The sequence below is a fragment of the Niveispirillum sp. SYP-B3756 genome, assembly GCF_009495745.1.
Lineage (GTDB): Bacteria > Pseudomonadota > Alphaproteobacteria > Azospirillales > Azospirillaceae > Niveispirillum.
This window is the reverse complement of the sequence record NZ_WIDQ01000004.1, coordinates 262,021-279,800: the sequence shown is the minus strand read 5'-3', so window position 1 is coordinate 279,800 and position 17,780 is coordinate 262,021. Positions and strand designations below refer to the sequence as shown.

General features: G+C 64.6%; 13 protein-coding genes. 5 read left to right on the top strand and 8 right to left on the bottom strand.

What is annotated here, in order from left to right:
- Positions 1-51: 51 nt before the first annotated feature.
- From GE253_RS11090 to GE253_RS11075, 4 genes are all read right to left on the bottom strand, one after another.
- Complete coding sequence (locus GE253_RS11090; RefSeq protein WP_153204196.1) at positions 52-1,623, bottom strand: glycerol-3-phosphate dehydrogenase/oxidase; 1,572 nt, start codon at positions 1,621-1,623, stop codon at positions 52-54.
- 111 nt (positions 1,624-1,734) lie between these two features.
- On the bottom strand, positions 1,735-3,237 hold the full coding sequence (glpK, locus tag GE253_RS11085; RefSeq protein ID WP_153204195.1) for a glycerol kinase GlpK: 1,503 nt from the start codon (positions 3,235-3,237) through the stop codon (positions 1,735-1,737).
- Between the two features lie 23 nt (positions 3,238-3,260).
- Positions 3,261-4,001, bottom strand: a complete 741-nt coding sequence (locus GE253_RS11080) for a SapC family protein (RefSeq protein ID WP_153204194.1) — start codon at positions 3,999-4,001, stop codon at positions 3,261-3,263.
- 24 nt (positions 4,002-4,025) lie between these two features.
- Complete coding sequence (locus tag GE253_RS11075) at positions 4,026-5,576, bottom strand: tryptophan halogenase family protein (RefSeq protein WP_153204193.1); 1,551 nt, start codon at positions 5,574-5,576, stop codon at positions 4,026-4,028.
- Positions 5,577-5,864: 288 nt separating this feature from the next.
- Here GE253_RS11075 and GE253_RS11070 point away from each other — a divergent pair, with 288 nt between their 5' ends.
- Positions 5,865-8,663, top strand: a complete 2,799-nt coding sequence (locus tag GE253_RS11070; protein WP_153204192.1) for a TonB-dependent receptor — start codon at positions 5,865-5,867, stop codon at positions 8,661-8,663.
- A 105-nt stretch (positions 8,664-8,768) separates the two neighbouring features.
- Here GE253_RS11070 and GE253_RS11065 read toward each other — a convergent pair whose 3' ends face one another.
- From GE253_RS11065 to GE253_RS11050, 4 genes are read right to left on the bottom strand one after another with little or no spacing between them, the layout of a single operon-like run.
- Positions 8,769-9,686 (bottom strand): ROK family protein, encoded by a 918-nt coding sequence (locus GE253_RS11065; protein ID WP_211101418.1) that lies wholly within the window; start codon positions 9,684-9,686, stop codon positions 8,769-8,771.
- Between the two features lie 18 nt (positions 9,687-9,704).
- A complete protein-coding gene (locus tag GE253_RS11060; RefSeq protein ID WP_153204191.1) occupies positions 9,705-10,571 on the bottom strand; it encodes an ABC transporter permease in 867 nt (288 codons plus the stop codon).
- Between the two features lie 8 nt (positions 10,572-10,579).
- The gene (locus GE253_RS11055) at positions 10,580-11,500 is read right to left on the bottom strand and encodes an ABC transporter permease (protein WP_153204190.1); all 921 of its coding nucleotides are present in this window, start codon (positions 11,498-11,500) and stop codon (positions 10,580-10,582) included.
- 1 nt (position 11,501) lies between these two features.
- Positions 11,502-13,052 carry an ABC transporter substrate-binding protein gene (locus GE253_RS11050; protein ID WP_153204189.1) on the bottom strand — a complete coding sequence of 517 codons (1,551 nt, stop codon included), beginning with the start codon at positions 13,050-13,052 and terminating at the stop codon, positions 11,502-11,504.
- A 121-nt stretch (positions 13,053-13,173) separates the two neighbouring features.
- On the opposite strand from GE253_RS11050, the gene GE253_RS11045 reads away from it, so the two are divergent.
- Genes GE253_RS11045 through GE253_RS11030 form a run of 4 tightly spaced genes read left to right on the top strand, consistent with a single transcriptional unit; the run spans position 13,174 to position 17,762 of the window.
- Positions 13,174-14,310, top strand: coding sequence for an ROK family transcriptional regulator (locus GE253_RS11045; protein WP_153204188.1), 1,137 nt, complete (start codon positions 13,174-13,176; stop codon positions 14,308-14,310).
- A gap of 13 nt (positions 14,311-14,323) precedes the next feature.
- On the top strand, positions 14,324-15,757 hold the full coding sequence (locus GE253_RS11040; RefSeq protein ID WP_153204187.1) for a M81 family metallopeptidase: 1,434 nt from the start codon (positions 14,324-14,326) through the stop codon (positions 15,755-15,757).
- Positions 15,757-16,782 (top strand): ABC transporter ATP-binding protein, encoded by a 1,026-nt coding sequence (locus GE253_RS11035; RefSeq protein ID WP_153204186.1) that lies wholly within the window; start codon positions 15,757-15,759, stop codon positions 16,780-16,782. Before GE253_RS11040 ends, GE253_RS11035 begins: the two co-directional genes overlap by 1 nt.
- The gene (locus GE253_RS11030) at positions 16,779-17,762 is read left to right on the top strand and encodes a dipeptide ABC transporter ATP-binding protein (protein WP_153204185.1); all 984 of its coding nucleotides are present in this window, start codon (positions 16,779-16,781) and stop codon (positions 17,760-17,762) included. Before GE253_RS11035 ends, GE253_RS11030 begins: the two co-directional genes overlap by 4 nt.
- Positions 17,763-17,780 lie beyond the last annotated feature (18 nt).

Genomic DNA, 17,780 nt, shown 5'->3' with positions numbered 1-17,780 from the left:
GGGAATGACGGTTAAATGGCTGAAAAAAGTGCGAACTTTGCGAACAAACATTTACAGATGATGGGCGGCGGCGGTGGCCGCGAAGGCCTCCACCTGTTGCTGCTGCCAGGTCTCATCCCGGCCCAGTTCGGCGGCCATCAGGGTGGCCACCTTGGGGGCCGCCTCCAAGGCGGCCGCCGCATCCAGCAGCAGGGCGCGGGTGCGGCGGGCCAGCACATCCTCCACCGTGCGCGCCATTTCGGCCCGCACGGCATGGATGACCAGGGCGGTAGGATAGGGCAGGCGCGGGTGCAGCGGGGCGGCCAACGCCGGATCGGATGCCATCAGCGCCCGCACCGCATCGGCATCAGCGCCATAGACGGTCAGCGGGTCGGCATAATCGCCCGCCTTCTCCACCCAGCCGGCCAGATGCCGGTCAGCGGTGTTGGACGGCACCGGCGGCAGCCCAGCCAGATCAGCGGCGCGATCCACCGTCTGTTCGGCCATCTTGCGATAGGTGGTCCATTTCCCGCCGGTGAGCGTAATCAGGCCCGATGGATCGGTGATGATCAGATGGTCACGCGGCACGGCAGAGGTGCCGGACACACCATCGGCCTTTACCAGCGGTCGGATACCGCTGAACACGGCCAGCACATCGGCGCGGGCCGGGGCCTTTTCCAGATACAGCGCCGCATGGGTCAGCAGGAATTCGATTTCCTGTTCCAGCGGGCGCGGTTCCAGCGCGATCTCCGGGATGGGCGTGTCAGTGGTGCCGATGATGGTGCGGTCGTGCCAGGGCACCGCGAACAGCACCCGCCCATCCGCCGTTTTCGGCACCATCACCGCATCATCCCCCGGCAGGAAGGACCGATCCAGCACCAGATGGATACCCTGGCTGAGCGACAGGGTGGAGGGGCGGGACGGATCGTCCAGATGCCGGGTCTGGTCGGTGAACAGGCCGGTGGCATTGATGATGGCGCGGGCATGGGCCATGCGCTCAATGCCGGTTTCGCTGTCCACGAACCGCACCCCCGTCACCTTGCCAGCCTGCTTCAGCAGCCCGATGACGGGGGCATGGTTGACCAGCACGGCCCCGGCTTCCGCCGCACTCAAGGCCAAAGTCAGGGCCAGCCGCGCATCGTCAAACTGCCCATCATAATAAAGGATGCCGGCCTTCAGCCCCGCCTGCTTCACCGTCGGTGCGCGGCGCAGAACTTCTGCGCGCGACAACAGACGGGACCGGCCCAGACCCAGCCGCCCGGCCAGCAGGTCGTACACCATCAGCCCGGCGCCATAGAAGGCGGCATCCCACCAGCGATAGACGGGCACGACAAAGGGCTGCTTGCGGGTGACATGCGGGGCATTGGCCAGCAGCCGCCCGCGTTCGCGCAGCGCATCCATCACCAGCCCGATATTACCCTGCGCCAGATAGCGCACACCGCCATGCACCAGCTTGGTGGAGCGCGACGAGGTGCCCTTGGCGAAATCATGCGCTTCCAGCAGCAGGGCGCTGTATCCGCGCGAAGCCGCCTCCAGCGCCACGCCCAGGCCACTGGCCCCACCACCGATAATCACCAAGTCCCAGCACTTGCCGGGTTCGGCATCCAGCCGGGCGATGGATTGGTTGCGATCCAGGATCGACATTGTTTGTTCCCGTGAATTGGGGGGCTGGTTTGCCTACCGTCATTTCCCTTCCACCGTCACCCAGGCCTTCGCCGGGGTGACGGTGGAGAGAGGGGCATCGGAGAATGCCCCCTACACATCCCACCCTTTGGCGCGTTCCAGGGCGCGGCCCCAGCGTTCATACAACCGGTCCCGTTCGGCGGGTGTCATGCCCGGCTCAAACCGGTGGGCCAGCTTCCATTTCTCGTCCAGCTCTTCCCGGCTGCTCCAGACACCGGCCCCCAGCCCGGCCAGATAGGCCGCACCCAATGCCGTCGTCTCGGCGATGCGCGGCACCTCCACCGGCACGCCCAGCATGTCGGCCTGGAACTGCATCAGGAAATGGTTGGCGGTGGCCCCGCCATCGGCGCGCAGCTCGGTCAGGGGAATGCCCGCCTCCCGCTCCATGGCGCGCACCACGTCCAGCGTCTGATACGCCATCGCCTCCAGGGCGGCGCGCACCATATGGGCGCGGCCAGTGCCGCGCGTCAGCCCGCAGATCAGGCCGCGCGCATAGGGATCCCAGTGCGGCGCGCCCAGCCCGGTCAGAGCCGGCACGAAATAGACCCCCTCATTACCCCGGATGGAGCGGGCCAGTTCTTCCGTCTCCGCCGCAGACGCAATCAGCCCCAGCCCGTCACGCAGCCATTGCACCGCCGCCCCGGTGACGAAGATCGCCCCTTCCAGCGCATATTCCACCGGTTCATCGCCAATGCCCCAGGCGATGGTGGTCAACAGGCTGCCCGGCCCCCGCCGCGCCGCCGTGCCCGTATTCATCAGCATGAAGGAACCGGTGCCATAGGTATTCTTGGCCAGCCCCGGCCCATGGCAGGCCTGGCCGAACAGGGCCGCCTGCTGATCCCCCGCCACGCCCGACACAGGAATGCCATGGGTGCCGAAGAAGCTGTCGGGATCGGTCAGCCCATGGATGCAGGTGGAGGGGTTGACCTTGGGCAGACAGACGGCGGGGATATCCATCAGGGCCAGGATATCCTCATCCCAGCGCAGTTCATGGATGTTGTAGAGCTGGGTGCGGGCGGCGTTCGAATAGTCGGTGACATGCGCCGCCCCGCCGGTCAGCTTCCAGATCAACCAACTGTCGATGGTGCCGAACGCCACTTCTCCCTTATCCGCCCGTGCCCGCAGGCCCGGCACATGGTCCAGCAGCCAGCGGATTTTCGTGCCGGAAAAATAGGGGTCGATGACCAGCCCGGTCTTGTCGCGGATCATCGCCTCCACGCCGGACTGCCCACGCAGTTCCTCGCAATAGGCGGCGGTGCGGCGATCCTGCCAGACGATGGCGCGGTGCAGCGGTTCCCCCGTCGTCCGGTCCCAGACCACCACGGTTTCCCGCTGGTTGGTGATGCCGATGGCGGCCAGATCATCGGCGCGCAGATGGGCGGCGCGCAGGGCGCGGCCGATCACATCCAGCGTCACATGCCAGATTTCCAACGCATCATGTTCCACCCAGCCAGCCTGGGGGAAATGCTGGGTAAATTCGGCATAGGCGCGGCCCACCATATTGGCGTCGCGGTCGAACACCAGCACGGTGGTGCCGGTGGTTCCCTGGTCGATGGCAAGCACATGGCCGGTCATTTTAAGGTTCTCCGATTGAGGAGTTATTCTTCCCGCACCGCCTTGGCGATGCGGGTCAGCGGCACCTTGGCCGCCGCATTGTGTAACTGTTGCAGCCGGTGAATCTGGGTGGCCGATGCGATCACCGCATGGGCCAGCGCCAGATAACCCTCCCGGTGCAGCGCCAGCAGATCGGCATCGGCCAGATCGCGCAGGCGGCCTTCCCCGATGCCGTAAAGCCCGTCGATCTGGTTTTCCCGCCCATCGCCGAAGGTCAGCAGCATGTCGACCGGGCAGATCAGGTCCAGCGCCGCCAGCCGGTCGACAAAGCCACGCGCGGCGGCCAGATCGTCGCGCAAGCTGGCCAGCAGCCGGCCCACCTGTTCGGTGCGCGCCGTCGGCTGGCCGTGCGCGTCGAACAGGGGTTCGCCCTCCCGGTCATGTAGCCGGTCCGTCTCCTCCTCCACCGCCAGATCGAACACGCCGCCGGCACCGGGGGCGAGGTGGAAGGGCTGGCGCAGCAGGTTGCGCGGCAGATATGTCGCCTGCCAGCCGCCCTGGATCATGAACCAGCTTGCCCCCCCTTCCAGGGCGAACAGGGCGCAGAGGTTGAACCGACCGCTATCGGCATGTTTCAGCAGGAAAATCGGGTAATCGGCCAACGCGTCCCGTACCTCGCTGAGACCCAGTTGGGCATGGTTCTGCCGGGCGGCATTGCCCATGTCGGGCAAGGGGCGCAGGCGGGCACGGGCGTGGCGGGCGGCGGTCAGGGGATGGATGGGCATGGGTGCTTCTCCTGATAACCGGGATCAGACCGGCTGCAGCCCGTATTGCTGAATACGGTTCAGCAGGTCACGGTGGCGCGGCAGGTCACGCAGGGCCTGTTGGCGCGCCCGCTCGGCCTGGGCAAAGGCGCGGCGGGCGCTGGCGGCCTCCGCCTTCACCTGGGCCAGCCCGCGATAGTCCGCGGCAAAGCCCATGCCATGCATCACATATTGATAAGAGGGCCAGGAAAACACCTCCGGCTGGTGCGGGAAATCGGCGGGGCCGGGCGGGTGGTAGCGCCACAGTTCCAGCTTTTCCCGCAATTCCAGCGGGATGCTGGCCGGGTCCAGATTATCGCGCCAGAAGGCGGTGTCGGTGCGCTTGGTCAGCACATAATGCAGCTTCAGGAATTCGATGATCCGGTCCCAGTGATGGGTGAAGGCGCGGTTGAACTGACGGGACAGCGTATCCATCACCGCCCGGTTGGCGGGCAGCCGGTCGGCGATGAAATCCACCGCCGTTTCGATCAGCATCAGGGCCGATGCTTCCAGCGGTTCCAGGAAGCCGGCGGCCAGCCCGACGCCGACGCAATTATGCGTCCAGAAGCTGGCGCGGTGGCCGGCGCGGATTTTGATCAGGCGCGGGCTCAGCCCGTCGGCGGCAGGGCCCAGATAGCGGCGCAGGCTCTCTTCCGCCGCCTCATCACTCATATGCCGGCTGGAATAGACATGGCCGGTGCCGCGCCGGGTCGGCAGGCCGATATCCCAGATCCAGCCGGCATCCTGCGCGGTGGAGATGGTGTGGGTGGCAATCGGCGCGTCGGGCCGATCATAGGGCACCTGCAGCGCCAGCGCCCGGTCACAGAACAGCACGTCGCTGCAATCCTTGAACGGCACGCCATAGGTGCCGCCCAGCAGCAGGGAGGCAAAGCCGGTGCAATCAACGAAGAAATCCCCGTCGATGCGCCCCGCCCCGCGCAGGGTCAGCCCGGTCAGGTCGCCGGCTTCATCCTGATGCACCTCTATGATGTCATCCACCATATGGATGACGCCCAGCTTTTCCACCGCATGATCGCGCAGCAGATCGGCGAATTTCCCGGCATCCAGATGATAGGCGTAATTGGCCAGCCCGGCATATTCCGGGCTGGTGATGGATTTCGGGGCCAGTCCGGCGTCGCACAGGCTAGCCTGGAAATCCACCGCCTCCGCGAAACTCAGCGGGTTCTCGCGGGCAAAGGCTTGCCAATGGCCGGACAGGTTGATCTGCGGCGCGCCCTGCGGCGGGTTCAGCGGGTGGTAATAGGCATCGCCATCGCTGCCATCCGTCCAGCGGGCAAACAGCGCTCCCTGCTTGAAGGCGGCGTCGCAATGGCGGATGAAATCGGTTTCCCGGATACCGATCTTGCGCAGGGTGTTGCGCATCGTCGGCCACGTCCCCTCCCCCACCCCGATGGTGCCGATCACCGCCGATTCGATCAGGATGACGCGCACGCCACCCGCCAAGTTAGCACCATTTCGGGCGGCGATACGGCCGGCCGCAATCCAGCCGGCGGAGCCGCCCCCGGCGATGACAACCGTTTTCACGGGCTTGTCCATAAACTCCTCCCACTTGATTATATTGGCATTTTTATGCCTTGGCGGGCAGGCCGCATCCCCTGTTGCAGATGCAGATATACCACACGAGGGAACGTTTTAGCCCGAAAGCGTCAGTTCGTCGATTGCAATGTTATATTTATCTGATAATTCATATACAAGAAACCGACGTCGAGATCAGGGAAGGGGCTCTTTCCCCGACAGGCGTCGAAAATCCGGGCGGCACAATCCTGTTCGGTCAGTACCGGTACGCCCGGTCAGCAAGAAGTAAATGTGTGGGAGGAGTGACATATGCTGAAAAAGACTATGGGCCGGCGCATGGCTGCCGGCCTGGGTGGTGTTGGCATGGCCGCGCTGTGCGCCCTGATCCCGGCAATGCCGGCGATGGCGCAGAATGCCACCGCTGCTGCGGATGGCACGCTGGATGAAATCGTCGTCACCGGTATCCGCCGCTCCCTGCAGGCCTCGGCGGAAATGAAGCGTTCCGCCGGCATCGTGATGGACAGCATCGCCAGCGAGGATTTGGGCAAGTTCCCGGACAGCAACGTGGCGGAATCGCTGCAGCGCATCCCCGGCGTCTCCATCGACCGCAGCGGCGGCGAAGGTCGTTTTGTCACCGTGCGCGGCTTCGGGCCGGAATTCAACACGGTGCTGGTCAATGGCCGCTCCTTCGCCTCGGAAAACCAGGGCCGCGAATTCTCCTTCGACCTGCTGGCCGCCGAACTGATTTCCGGCGCTGACGTCTATAAGACCAGCCAGGCCCCGGTGCAGGATGGCGGCATCGGTTCCACCATCAATGTGAAGACGGCGCGCCCGTTTGATATTGGCGGGTTCAAGGCCATCGCGTCCGCCAAGGGCGTGTATGAAGAGAATAACAAGAAGGTCTCGCCGCAGGCTTTCGGCCTGCTGTCGGGCACCTTCAATGATGACAAGCTGGGTGCCCTGCTGGCCGTGTCTTACCAGAAGCGTGAGACGGAAACCCCGTCCACCACGGTGAACGGCTATCTGTCCGGCCAGACGATCGGCCCCTCCTCCAAGCCCATCGCCACCAATGTCTATGCCCCGCGCAACCTGGATATCAGCCAGGAAACGTCGGAGCGGGAACGCATTGGCGTCAACCTGACCACCCAGTTGCAGGCCAATGACGATCTGGTCTTCACCCTGGACGGGCTTTACAACAAGTTCACGGTGGATTCGACCAGCCATGCGCTCGGCAACTGGTTTGAACCGTCCAGCTATACCGCTGCGCAGATCGATTCCAACCGCACGGTCACCGGCCTGACGACCAACGGCAATGCCGACCTGATCATCAACAGCAACAACCGTAACGTCACCACCAAGGCCGTGGGCCTGAATGGCGCCTGGAACGTCAATGACAATCTGACGGTGAAGGCGGACGCTTCCTGGTCCAAGGCTGCCAATAATAATGGTGGCAAGAATATCTTCACCGTTATCGGCATTCCCTCCACCTACAGCTTCCAGCAGGCGGATGGCGGCGGCTTCCCCTCCGTCTTCGGTCACACCACCTCGCTGACCGACCCGACGCGGGGCCGCACCCATATCGCCATCCGTCAGGGCAATGACGAGGCGGAAGAGGTGTTCGAGTACAAGCTGGACACCGAATGGAAGAGCGATGGCGGCGTGCTGGATGCCATCCGTTTCGGCCTGATCAATACCAACCGCGAGAAGACCAGCAATTCGGTCACCAGCGACCCGAACATCCAGTGCCTCTATTGCGGTTACCCGACTTCGGCCGATGCGTCCTTGCTGAAGCCGTTCAGCCTGGGCAGCTTCCTGGGTTCCGGCGGGCGTTTCCCGGCCAATTTCATGACCTATGACGCCAACGCCTATTTCAGCTTCCTGGAAAGCCCGGCGGCGGCGGCAGCCCTGGATAAGGCCCAGGGTCTGGCACCCGGCACCACGGCGGCTCGTCTGGCTGCCAGTAATGGCTATACCGCGACCCGTCAGCCCAATTCCTTCTCCGTGAAGGAAAATGTCTATGGCGGCTATGTGGATACCGCCTTCAAGGGTGACCTGGGCAACATGCCCTGGTTCGTGAATATTGGCTTCCGCTATATCCATACTGAGGTGAAGGCTTCCGGCCAGCAGCTGGCTTTGACCGACATCCTGCCGGTGGCCAATGACCCCACCATCTATACGGCGGTCTATGCCAATAACGGCGTGCCGGTGGCGACCAGCCAGAACAGCAGTTACGATTATCTGCTGCCCAGCCTGAATGTGAAGGTCGACCTGACGGACGATGTGATCGCCCGTTTCGGTGCTTCCCGCACGCTGACCCGCCCGCAGATCAGCGATATGGCGCCGCGTATCAGCTTTGATACGGTGCGTCCAGCCAGCCTGGATGCGTCGGGCGGCAACCCGTCGCTGAAGCCCTACACCTCTGACAATTTCGACATGTCGTTCGAATGGTACCCGACCCGTACCACCACCCTGTCGGCGGCCGCTTTCTATAAGCGCGTCAACAATTTCGTGGTGCAGACCCGGGCGGACGAGGTGTTCAACATCGCCAATGCCGGCAAGCTGGCGGTGGGTGCCGGTGGCGTGACCGGGCCGAACCAGGTGACCTTCAGCGTGCGCCGTCCGCGCAATGCGCAGAGCGCCAATGTCCATGGGTTTGAGTTCAATGTGAACCACACGATGGATTACCTGCCCGGTCTGCTGGCCGGTTTCGGTATCCAGGCGAACGCCACCTTCGTGGACAGCAACGCCGTGTTCGATCCTGCCTCTACCACCACCTCCTTCGCGCTGGAAGGTTTGGGTGACAGCCAGAACCTGGCCGTTTTCTATGAAATGGACGGGTTGTCGGCACGCGTCGCCTATAACCGCCGCGAACGCTTCCTGGAAAATCTGGTCAATCCCAGCGCTGGTTCTGATCCGGTCTATCGCCGGACCTATGATCAGGTTGACGCCCGCGTCAGCTATAATGTGCTTGAGAATGTGCAGGTCTTCGCTGAAGGCACCAATATTTTCGGCAGCGAAGTCGTCACCACCGGCCGCTTCGACAATCAGGTCCTGACCTATGTCGATACGGGTGCCCGTTACGCCATCGGTGTCCGCGCCGATTTCTAACGGTTTTTGACTCTCCCTTCTTCCTCAGGATCCCTGAAAAGGGGGCGGCCCGTCCGCCCCCCTCTTTTTATTGTGGGAGAAGGGTTGGAGATGTCGACTTTGACTCTATGGCTGCAAGGCCAGCACGGCGGCCCCGATCAACCCGGCATTGGCGCCCAGCTCGGCCGGTACCAGCAACGGCTCCTCCGTCTGCCGCAGGATCAGGGCACGGACGGCCTGATCCAGGGCCGCCACCAGCGGGGCTGACGAGCCCAGGCCGCCGCCCACCGGCACCCGATGCGGGCCGATGGCATTGACCAGCAGGGCCAGCGGTTCCGATACCAGTTCCAGGAAGATGGAAATGGTGCGGCGGCTGAGAGCCTCACCCGCCTGCCAGCCGTCAACGATGCTGCGGCTGTCCAGCCCCTGCCCCGTCAGGTGGTGGTGCAGCCGTTCCAGCCCGCGCGCACTGCCGAAGGTTTCAATGCAGCCGACACCGCCACAACCGCATTCCAGCCGGGGAATGGCGACGGGGGGCGACCCGGCCATGGTTTTCACAATGGCGCCATGGCCCCATTCCCCGGTGATGCCGGCAGCCCCGGAGATCAACCGGCCACCCACCACCAGCCCGCCACCGATGCCGGTGCCCAGGATGATGCCGAACACCACCCGGTGGCCCCGCCCGGCGCCAACGGTGGCTTCCGCCAGGGCGAAACAATCGGCATCATTGGCCACCCGCACCGGGCGGCCCAGCGCCACCGTCAGTTCCGCCGCCAGCCGGTGCCCCACCAGGCCACCCAGGTTGGAGGCGGCGGTCAGAATACCACTATCGGGATCGACGATGCCGGCCATGGAGATGGCCAGCGGTGCATCCGCCGGCTGCCCCGCGCCATGGCGGGCGCAGAGGTCAGCCAGCGCCGCCACGAAATCCGCCCAGCTATGGGCCGGCGTGGGCACCTGATCGACCTGTCGCACCGCCTCCCCATTACGGGGGGCGAGGCCGAATTTCATGAAGGAACCGCCGATATCGACACAGAAAGCCACGGCAGACACACCCGTTCGTCAGCTTCTCGGGTCAAGCAGGTCGCGCAGACCGTCGCCGAGGATGTTGAAACCAAGCACGGTCAGCATGATCGCCAGACCGGGAAACAGCGACATATAGATATTCACGCCCAGATAGTTGCGCCCATCGCTCATCATCGCCCCCCATTCCGGCATGGGCGGCTGGGCCCCCATGCCCAGGAAGGACAGGCTGGCCGCCGACAGCACCACCGTGCCCGCCGTCAGGGTGGATTGCACGATGACGGGGCCCAGCGCGTTGCGCAGGATATGGTCGAACATGATGCGCGGGGTGGATGCGCCCAGCGCCCGCGCCGCCTCCACATAATCCATGCTTTTCAGGCCCAAAGCCACGTTGCGCATCAGCCGCGCATAGACGGGGACGGAGAAAATGGCGATGGCGATCAACAGGTTGAACAGACCCGGCCCCAGGATGGAGACGATGAGGATGGCCAGCACCACGCCGGGAAAGGCGAACAGCACATCCATGGTCCACATGATCACCTGATCGACCAGCCCGCCGATGGTACCGGCGGCCAGCCCCAGCGGCACGCCCACCAGCACCGCCAAACCGACGCCCACCACCACTTCCAGCAGGGACAGCCGCGCGCCATAGAGCACGCGGGCCAGCAGGTCGCGGCCATTATCATCGGTGCCGAACGGATGGTCCCAACTGGGCGGCAAAAGCGCGTCGGACAGCACCTGTTCATAGGGATCGGCAGGCGACAGTAGCGGGGCCAGGATGGCGGCCAGCAGCACCAGCCCCACCAGCAACCCGCCGATGAAGATGCTGCGGCGGCGGGACAGCCAACGCCGGCGGCGGCGGGCCTTGCTGTCCGTGGGGGCCAGGGTGGCGGTGATCTCGGTCATTCTGGCCCTCAATCAAACCGGATGCGGGGATTGATGGCCGCGATCAACATCTCGGCCAGGAAATTCATCATGACGACGGCGGTGACGGCCACCAGGGTGACACCCTGCACCGTCGGGTAATCGCGGAAGCGCACGGAATCGACCAGCAGCCGGCCCAGGCCGGGCCAGTTGAACACCGATTCCGTCACCACCGCCCCACCCAACATGCTGCCGAAATTCAGCCCGATGATGGTGACGATGGGCACCAGGGCATTGCGCAGCGCGTGCTTGCGCATCACCACCCGTTCGGGCAGGCCCTTGGCGCGGGCGGTGCGGATATAATCCTGGCCCACCACCTCAATCATGGACGCGCGCGTCATGCGGGCAATCACCGCCGTCGGCATCACCGCCAGGGTGATGGCCGGCATGATGTAATGCTTCCATGTGCCCGACCCCATCAGCGGCAGCCAGCCCAGTTCCACCGCGAAGTAATTCATCGCCAGCAGGGCCAGCCAGAAATTGGCGATGGAGGCGCCGGCAATGGCGAACAGCATGGTTGCCTGATCGGGCCAGCGGTTGCGGTTGACCGCCGCCGCCATGCCCGCCGACAGGCCGACGGAAATGGCAATGCCATAGGCGACCAGGGCCAGTGAGATGGTCTTGGGCAACCGTTCGGCGATTTCCACCGTCACCGGTCGGCCCGACCGGATGGAGGTGCCCAGATCCCCGCCCAGCGCCGCCCCGGCGAAACGCAGATATTGCAGCGGCAAGGGATCATCCAGCCCCAGACGGACGCGCATGGCATCCACCGCTTCCTGCGGTGCCTCCGGCCCTGCCATCAGGCGGGCGGGATCGCCCGGCAAGGCACGCAGCGCCACGAAGACCAGCAGCGAGACCCCCAGCAGGATCAGCGGCAGGGTGACGAGTTTCTTCAGCAGATATATGGGCATGTTAAGGCTTCACCGCATCGCGCACGGCGATGCCGCCGCCCGGTTCCGTCCACAGGTTCTGGATGTTGGCCTGTGCGGCAAACAGATCCTTCTTGTAGTAGAGCAGCACATGCGGCGCGTCTTCGTTGATCAGCCGCTGCGCCTGCCCATACATCGCATTGCGAGCGGCTTCGTCCGCTGTCGCCGCCGCCTTATCCAGCAAGCCATCCAACGCGGGGGAGGAATAGAAGCCCAGATTGGCCCCGGTCGGCACGAAGCTGGCGGTGTGGTAAAGCGGGCGCAACTGCATGTCCGCCCCGTTCACCCCCGATGACCAGGAGGTAAGGATAGCGCCCGTACCTTCCTTGGCCTTCTGATCCGGGTTGGCGAAGGCGGCATTGGACCAGACGCCGCTTTCCATTTTGCGGACCTCCAGCTTCACGCCGATCTTGGCCCACATGCCCTGCAGCACCTCCGCGATGCGGGCCTCCGGCTCCTGCACGGCGACCGACAGGCTGAACCCGTCCGGCAATCCGGCCCGCACCAGCAGTTCCTTGGCCTTGGCGGGGTCGAACGGATAGGGGTTCAAGCTGGCATCATAGCCGGGGGTGACAGGGGAGAGCGGGGAATTGGCCGGGCGGCCAAAGCCGAACATGATCGCCTTGACCAGGGCCGCCCGGTCGGTGGCCAGGTTCAGGGCCTGACGCACCCGCACATCATCCAGCGGCTTCTGCTTCAGGTTCAGCGCCACGAAGAACACCACCGCCCCGTCGCTTTCATGCAGCGTCAGAGCGGTATTGGCCTTGACCATGCGGGCGAAAACCGGGGGCAGCGGGTTGACGATATCCACCTCCCCCGCCTGGATCGCCATGTTCAGCACCGATTGTTCGGCGGTCCAGGTCCATTTGATCCGTTCCGTCCCGCCCTGCTTGCCCCAATAACCGGAGAAGCGTTCTTCCAGCACATATTCGCCGGAGCGATATTCCACCAACCGGTAAGGCCCGGTGCCCACGGCCAAGCGGGACAGGGTGCCGGCGGCATCGGCCTTGGGGCTGACCATCAGGGCAGGCCCGGTGGTCAGCAGCGACAGAAAGGCCGGATACGGCCCCTTCAGGGTGAATTGCACTGTCATATCATCAAGCGCCACCACGCTGGCCAGCACCTGCCGGATACGGCCGGACGCGGCCAGACCGCGCTTGGTATCTAGATGGCGCTGGAAATTCTTCACCACCACATCGGCATTGAAGGGCGTGCCGTCATGGAAGCTGACGCCGGGCCGCAGCTTGAAGGTCCAGACCAGCCCGGCGGCGTCGCTGGACCATTCGGTGGCCAGCGCTGGTTCCAGCTGCAACTGCTTGTTCCGGCGAACCAGCCCTTCATAAAGCGGTTCCAGCACCGTGTAGGTGAAGGTCGCCGTCTGGTCGCCGGGGTCCATGCTGCGCGGCGCCTCGCTCTGCAACACGTTCAGCGTTGCGGCGGGGGCCGCCAAAGGCAGCCCCGCCAGCAGCCCGGCAAACAGGGTGGCCGCCACAAAGCGACCCTTCCTGACATTTGGCAACCCACGCGCCTTCATCGGCTTGAAACCCCTGCCCAACAGCAAACTTTACCAACCCTACCAAAAGCCTCTTCACTTTTGAACTAATTATGCGTAATAAATTTAGAAATTGAACTTAACACTCAGGCCCACCTCCCCGATGCTCAATCCCACCCAACGTCAGGCCCTGCGCACCATCGCGGAAGGCGGGCCGCTCAGCCGCAGCGATCTGGCCGAACGGCTGGATCTCAGCAAGGCGGCGATGACGACGCTGGTGCGCGACCTGATTCAGGACGGCATCCTGCGGGAGACGGAGATTGTGCGCGGCCTGGGCCGCCCTTCCATCCTGCTGGGCATCAACCCGGCCTGTGCCTATTTCGTCGGCGTGTCGCTGATCGACGATCCGATGATGATGGTGCTGACCGACCTGAATGGCGACATCCTGGCCCAGGCCTCGCTGCCCCGGTCACGCGAACCGCTGGCCGTGGCGCGGGATGTGGCGGCGGGCATCGGCCTGTTGCTGGATGGCAAGCCGGTGCAACGGGACCAGTTGGCCGGCATCGGCGTCACGCTCTCCGGTCTGGTGGACCCATCGCAGGGCGCCTGCCTGCAATCCACCCTGCTGGGCTGGCAGGATGTGCCCCTGTCCGCCATGGTAGAAGGGGCGACTAGCCTGCCCACCTATATGGAAAATGATGCCAAGGCCGTGGCGATCAGCCAGCATCTTTATGGGGCCGCCCGCGATGTGCGGTCCTTCTGTCTGGTCTCCGTCGGGGCCGGCATCGGGTCGGCCCATGTGATTGACGGGCAGCTTTACCGGGGCCGTCGGGGCGGGGCCGGTGAAATTGCCCATTGCACGATTGAAATCGGCGGTCGCCCCTGTCGCTGCGGCAAGCGCGGTTGCCTGGATACCATCGCCTCGGTCAGTGCCATTCTGGGCGAAGCGGCTTCATCTGGCCTACCCTGCCAAAGCGTGGCGGAGCTGGAAGCCCTAGCCGCCACCGGGGAAGCCCGCGCCGTGCGCATCCTGCACCATGCCGGTGAGGCGCTGGGGCTGGCCATTGCCCATATCATCCAGATCAACGATCCCGAACTGATCCTGATCACCCAGGAGGAGGCCCCGCTGGATGGGTTGATCGGCCGGGCCATGCGGCAGGCCATTGATGCCCATGTGCTGCCACTGTCGGCCGGGCAGACCCCCATCCACATCGTCCGCACCCAGCCCGACCATTGGGCGCGCGGGGCGGCCGGTCTGGTGGCGCACAAATTCTTCCACGATCCCGATTTCTTCCAATAGAGGCACCCGGACCATGCGCATCGCTGTCGGCGGCATCCATATCGAATGTTCGACCTACAACCCCGTGCTGAACCGGGCGCAGGATTTTATGATCGTGCGTGGCGACGCCCTGCTGGCGGCCCCCCGCTTTACCTTCCTGCAAGATTATCCGGCGCAGTTCCTGCCCACCATCCATGCCCGCGCCATTGCCGGCGGCCCCGTGGCGCGGGAAACCTATGAGGCATTTAAGGCCGAGTTCCTGGAACGGCTGGCGGCCACCCTGCCCATCGACGGCCTGTATCTGGCGATGCATGGCGCCATGTTCGTGGAAGGGATGGAGGATGCGGAAGGGGACTGGATCAGCGCTGCCCGCGCCCTGGTTGGCCCCGATTGCCCCATCACGGTCAGCTATGACCTGCATGGCAATGTCTCGCAGCGGATTATCGATGCGATCGACATGTATTCCACCTATCGCACCGCCCCGCATATTGATGTGGAAGAGACGATGCGCCGTGCCGTCACCATGCTGGTACGCAGCCTGGAAACCGGGGTGAAGCCCATCCTGCTGTGGGCGCCGGTCCCGGTGGTGCTGCCGGGCGAACGCACCTCCACCGTCGATGAACCGGCCAAGAGCCTTTATGCCATGTTGCCGGCGATCGACGCCATTCCCGGCGTCTGGGATGCCTCCCTGATGGTGGGCTATGTCTGGGCGGATGAGCCGCGCGCCACGGCGGCCGCCATCCTGACCGGCACCGACCGCGCCGTGCTGGAGCGGGAGGCCAAGCGCATCGCCCAGGCCTATTGGGAGGCGCGCGACCAGTTCGTTTTCGGTACCGATACCGGCAGCATTGAAGAATGCGTCGCCCAGGCCATTGCCAGCCAAACCCATCCGGTGGTGCTGGCCGATAGCGGCGACAATCCCACCGGTGGCGGGGTGGGCGACCGGGCGGATGTGCTGGGCGAACTGATCCGCAGGGGGGCGGATGGGGTGATCATCGCCGCCATCACCGACCTGCCGGCCCTGGAAGTGGCCTTTGCCGCTGGCGAAGGGGCGGAAATCCGGGTCACGGTGGGTGCCACACTGGACCCCGCCAGCCCGCGCGTGGTGGTGAGCGCCTATGTCACCCGCCTGATCGGGCATGAGGTGCCGGCGGAACGCGAAGCGGTGCTGACGCTGGGCGGCATCACCCTGGTGCTGGCCGCCCGCCGCCGCCCCTATCACAATATCGCCGACTTCACCCGCCTGGGGCTGGACCCCTTGGCCGCGAAGATCGTCGTCGTCAAATCGGGCTATCTGTCGCCCGAACTGGCCCCCATCGCCAACCCGGCGCTGATGGCGCTGTCGCCCGGCGTGGTGGACCAGTTCGTGGAGCGGCTGGCCCGCACCCGTAAAGTGACACCAACCTATCCGTGGGACCGTGATTTCAGCTTCACGCCCGTGGCCACGCCCTCGGCCCGGTCGCGCTGATGATCCGCATCGAAGCCCCACCGGTTCTGGAGGTTCGTGACCTGCAAACCTGGTTCGATACCGAACGCGGGCTGGTGCGGTCGGTGGATGGTGTCAGTTTTTCCGCCCGGCCCGGTGAAACCGTGGCCATTGTGGGCGAAAGCGGATCAGGCAAAAGCGTCACCAGCCTTTCGGTGATGCGCCTGATTGCGGCCCCGGCAGGAAAGATCATGGGGGGATCGATCCTGTTCCGGGGCCGCGACGGAGGTGCGCGCGATCTGGTCACTGCCGATGCGGCGACCATGCGCAGCCTGCGCGGCAATGAAATCTCGATGATTTTTCAAGAGCCGATGACCTCCCTCAACCCCGTCTATCCGGTGGGGGACCAGATTGCTGAGGCCATTGCCCTGCATCGCAATCTGGGCCGGAAACAGGCGTGGGCGGAGGCGGTGCGGATGCTGGAATTGGTGGGAATTCCAGCATCCGCCACACGCGCCAAGGATCATCCGCACCAGATGTCGGGTGGGATGCGCCAGCGGGTGATGATCGCCATGGCGCTGGCCTGCCGCCCGCTGCTGCTGATCGCGGATGAGCCGACGACGGCCCTGGATGTCACCATCCAGGCGCAAATCCTGGAACTGATGCGCCAGTTACAGCGGGAAATCGGCATGGCCATCCTGTTCATCACCCATAATCTGGGTGTGGTGGCGGAAATGGCCGACCGGGTGGTGGTGATGTATGGCGGGCGGGTGGTGGAATCTGGCCCCATTGCCCAGGTATTCCGTACCCCGCTGCACCCCTATACGCGTGGGCTGATGGCCAGCGTGCCGGGATCGCCCTTCCGCTTCCGTGATGCACGCGGGCGGCTGCGGCTGCAGGCCATCCCCGGCAATGTGCCGGACCCGCGCAGCCTGCCGCCGGGCTGCGCCTTTGCCAGCCGCTGCGCGTCGGCCACCGATGCTTGCACCGCCGCCATGCCACCGCTGGAGGCGGTTACGGCCGACCATCAGGTGCGGTGCCTGCGCTGGAAGGAGCAGCTGCCATGACCGCGCCCTTGCTGGATGTGCGTAACCTGACGACGACCTTTCCCGTCGGCAGCAATCTGCTGGGCCGGCCGAAGGCCAAGGTTCATGCGGTGGATCAGGTCAGCTTTTCCATCCGCCGGGGTGAGATGGTCGGGCTGGTGGGGGAATCCGGTTCCGGCAAGACGACGGTGGGCCGGTCCATCCTGCGGCTAACGCAACCGACATCCGGCGCCGTGACTTTTGACGGCACCGATATTCTGACACTGAAACCGTCCGCCTTTCAGGCCTATCGCCGGCGGATGCAGTTGATCTTTCAAGACCCGTTCGCCAGCCTGGACCCGCGCAAGAATATTGAAGGCATCCTCGCTGAACCGCTTTCCATCCACCGGCTGGTGCCGCGTGCCGAACGACGCGACCGCATCGCCGAACTGCTGGGGATGGTGGGGCTGACACCCGAGGCGATGAAGCGTTATCCGCATGAATTTTCCGGCGGGCAGCGCCAGCGCATCGGCATTGCCCGCGCGCTGGCGGTGAAGCCGGATTTCATCGTCGCCGATGAACCGGTCTCGGCGCTTGATGTCTCCATCCAGGCGCAGGTCTTGAACCTGCTGCAGGATTTGCAGGCCGATCTGGGCCTGACCATGCTGTTCATTTCCCACGATCTGGCCGTGGTGGAACATGCCTGCGACCGCATCGTGGTGATGTATATGGGCCGGATCATGGAGACGGCCAACACCGCCGATCTGTATGCCAATCCCCGCCACCCCTATACCCGCGCCCTGTTGTCGGCCGTGCCATCGCTGGATTTGGACCGGCGGCGGGAAAAGATCATCCTGAAGGGCGACATCCCCAGCCCGATCCACCCGCCCAGTGGCTGCGTCTTCCGCACCCGCTGCCCGCATGCGACCCCGCTTTGCGCACAGGAACGGCCGATCCTGACCCCGGCCAGCCCCGGCCATGCCGTGGCCTGCCTGCGGACAGGAGAGATTGGGATTATATAAAAATCGGGGCCAGGATTA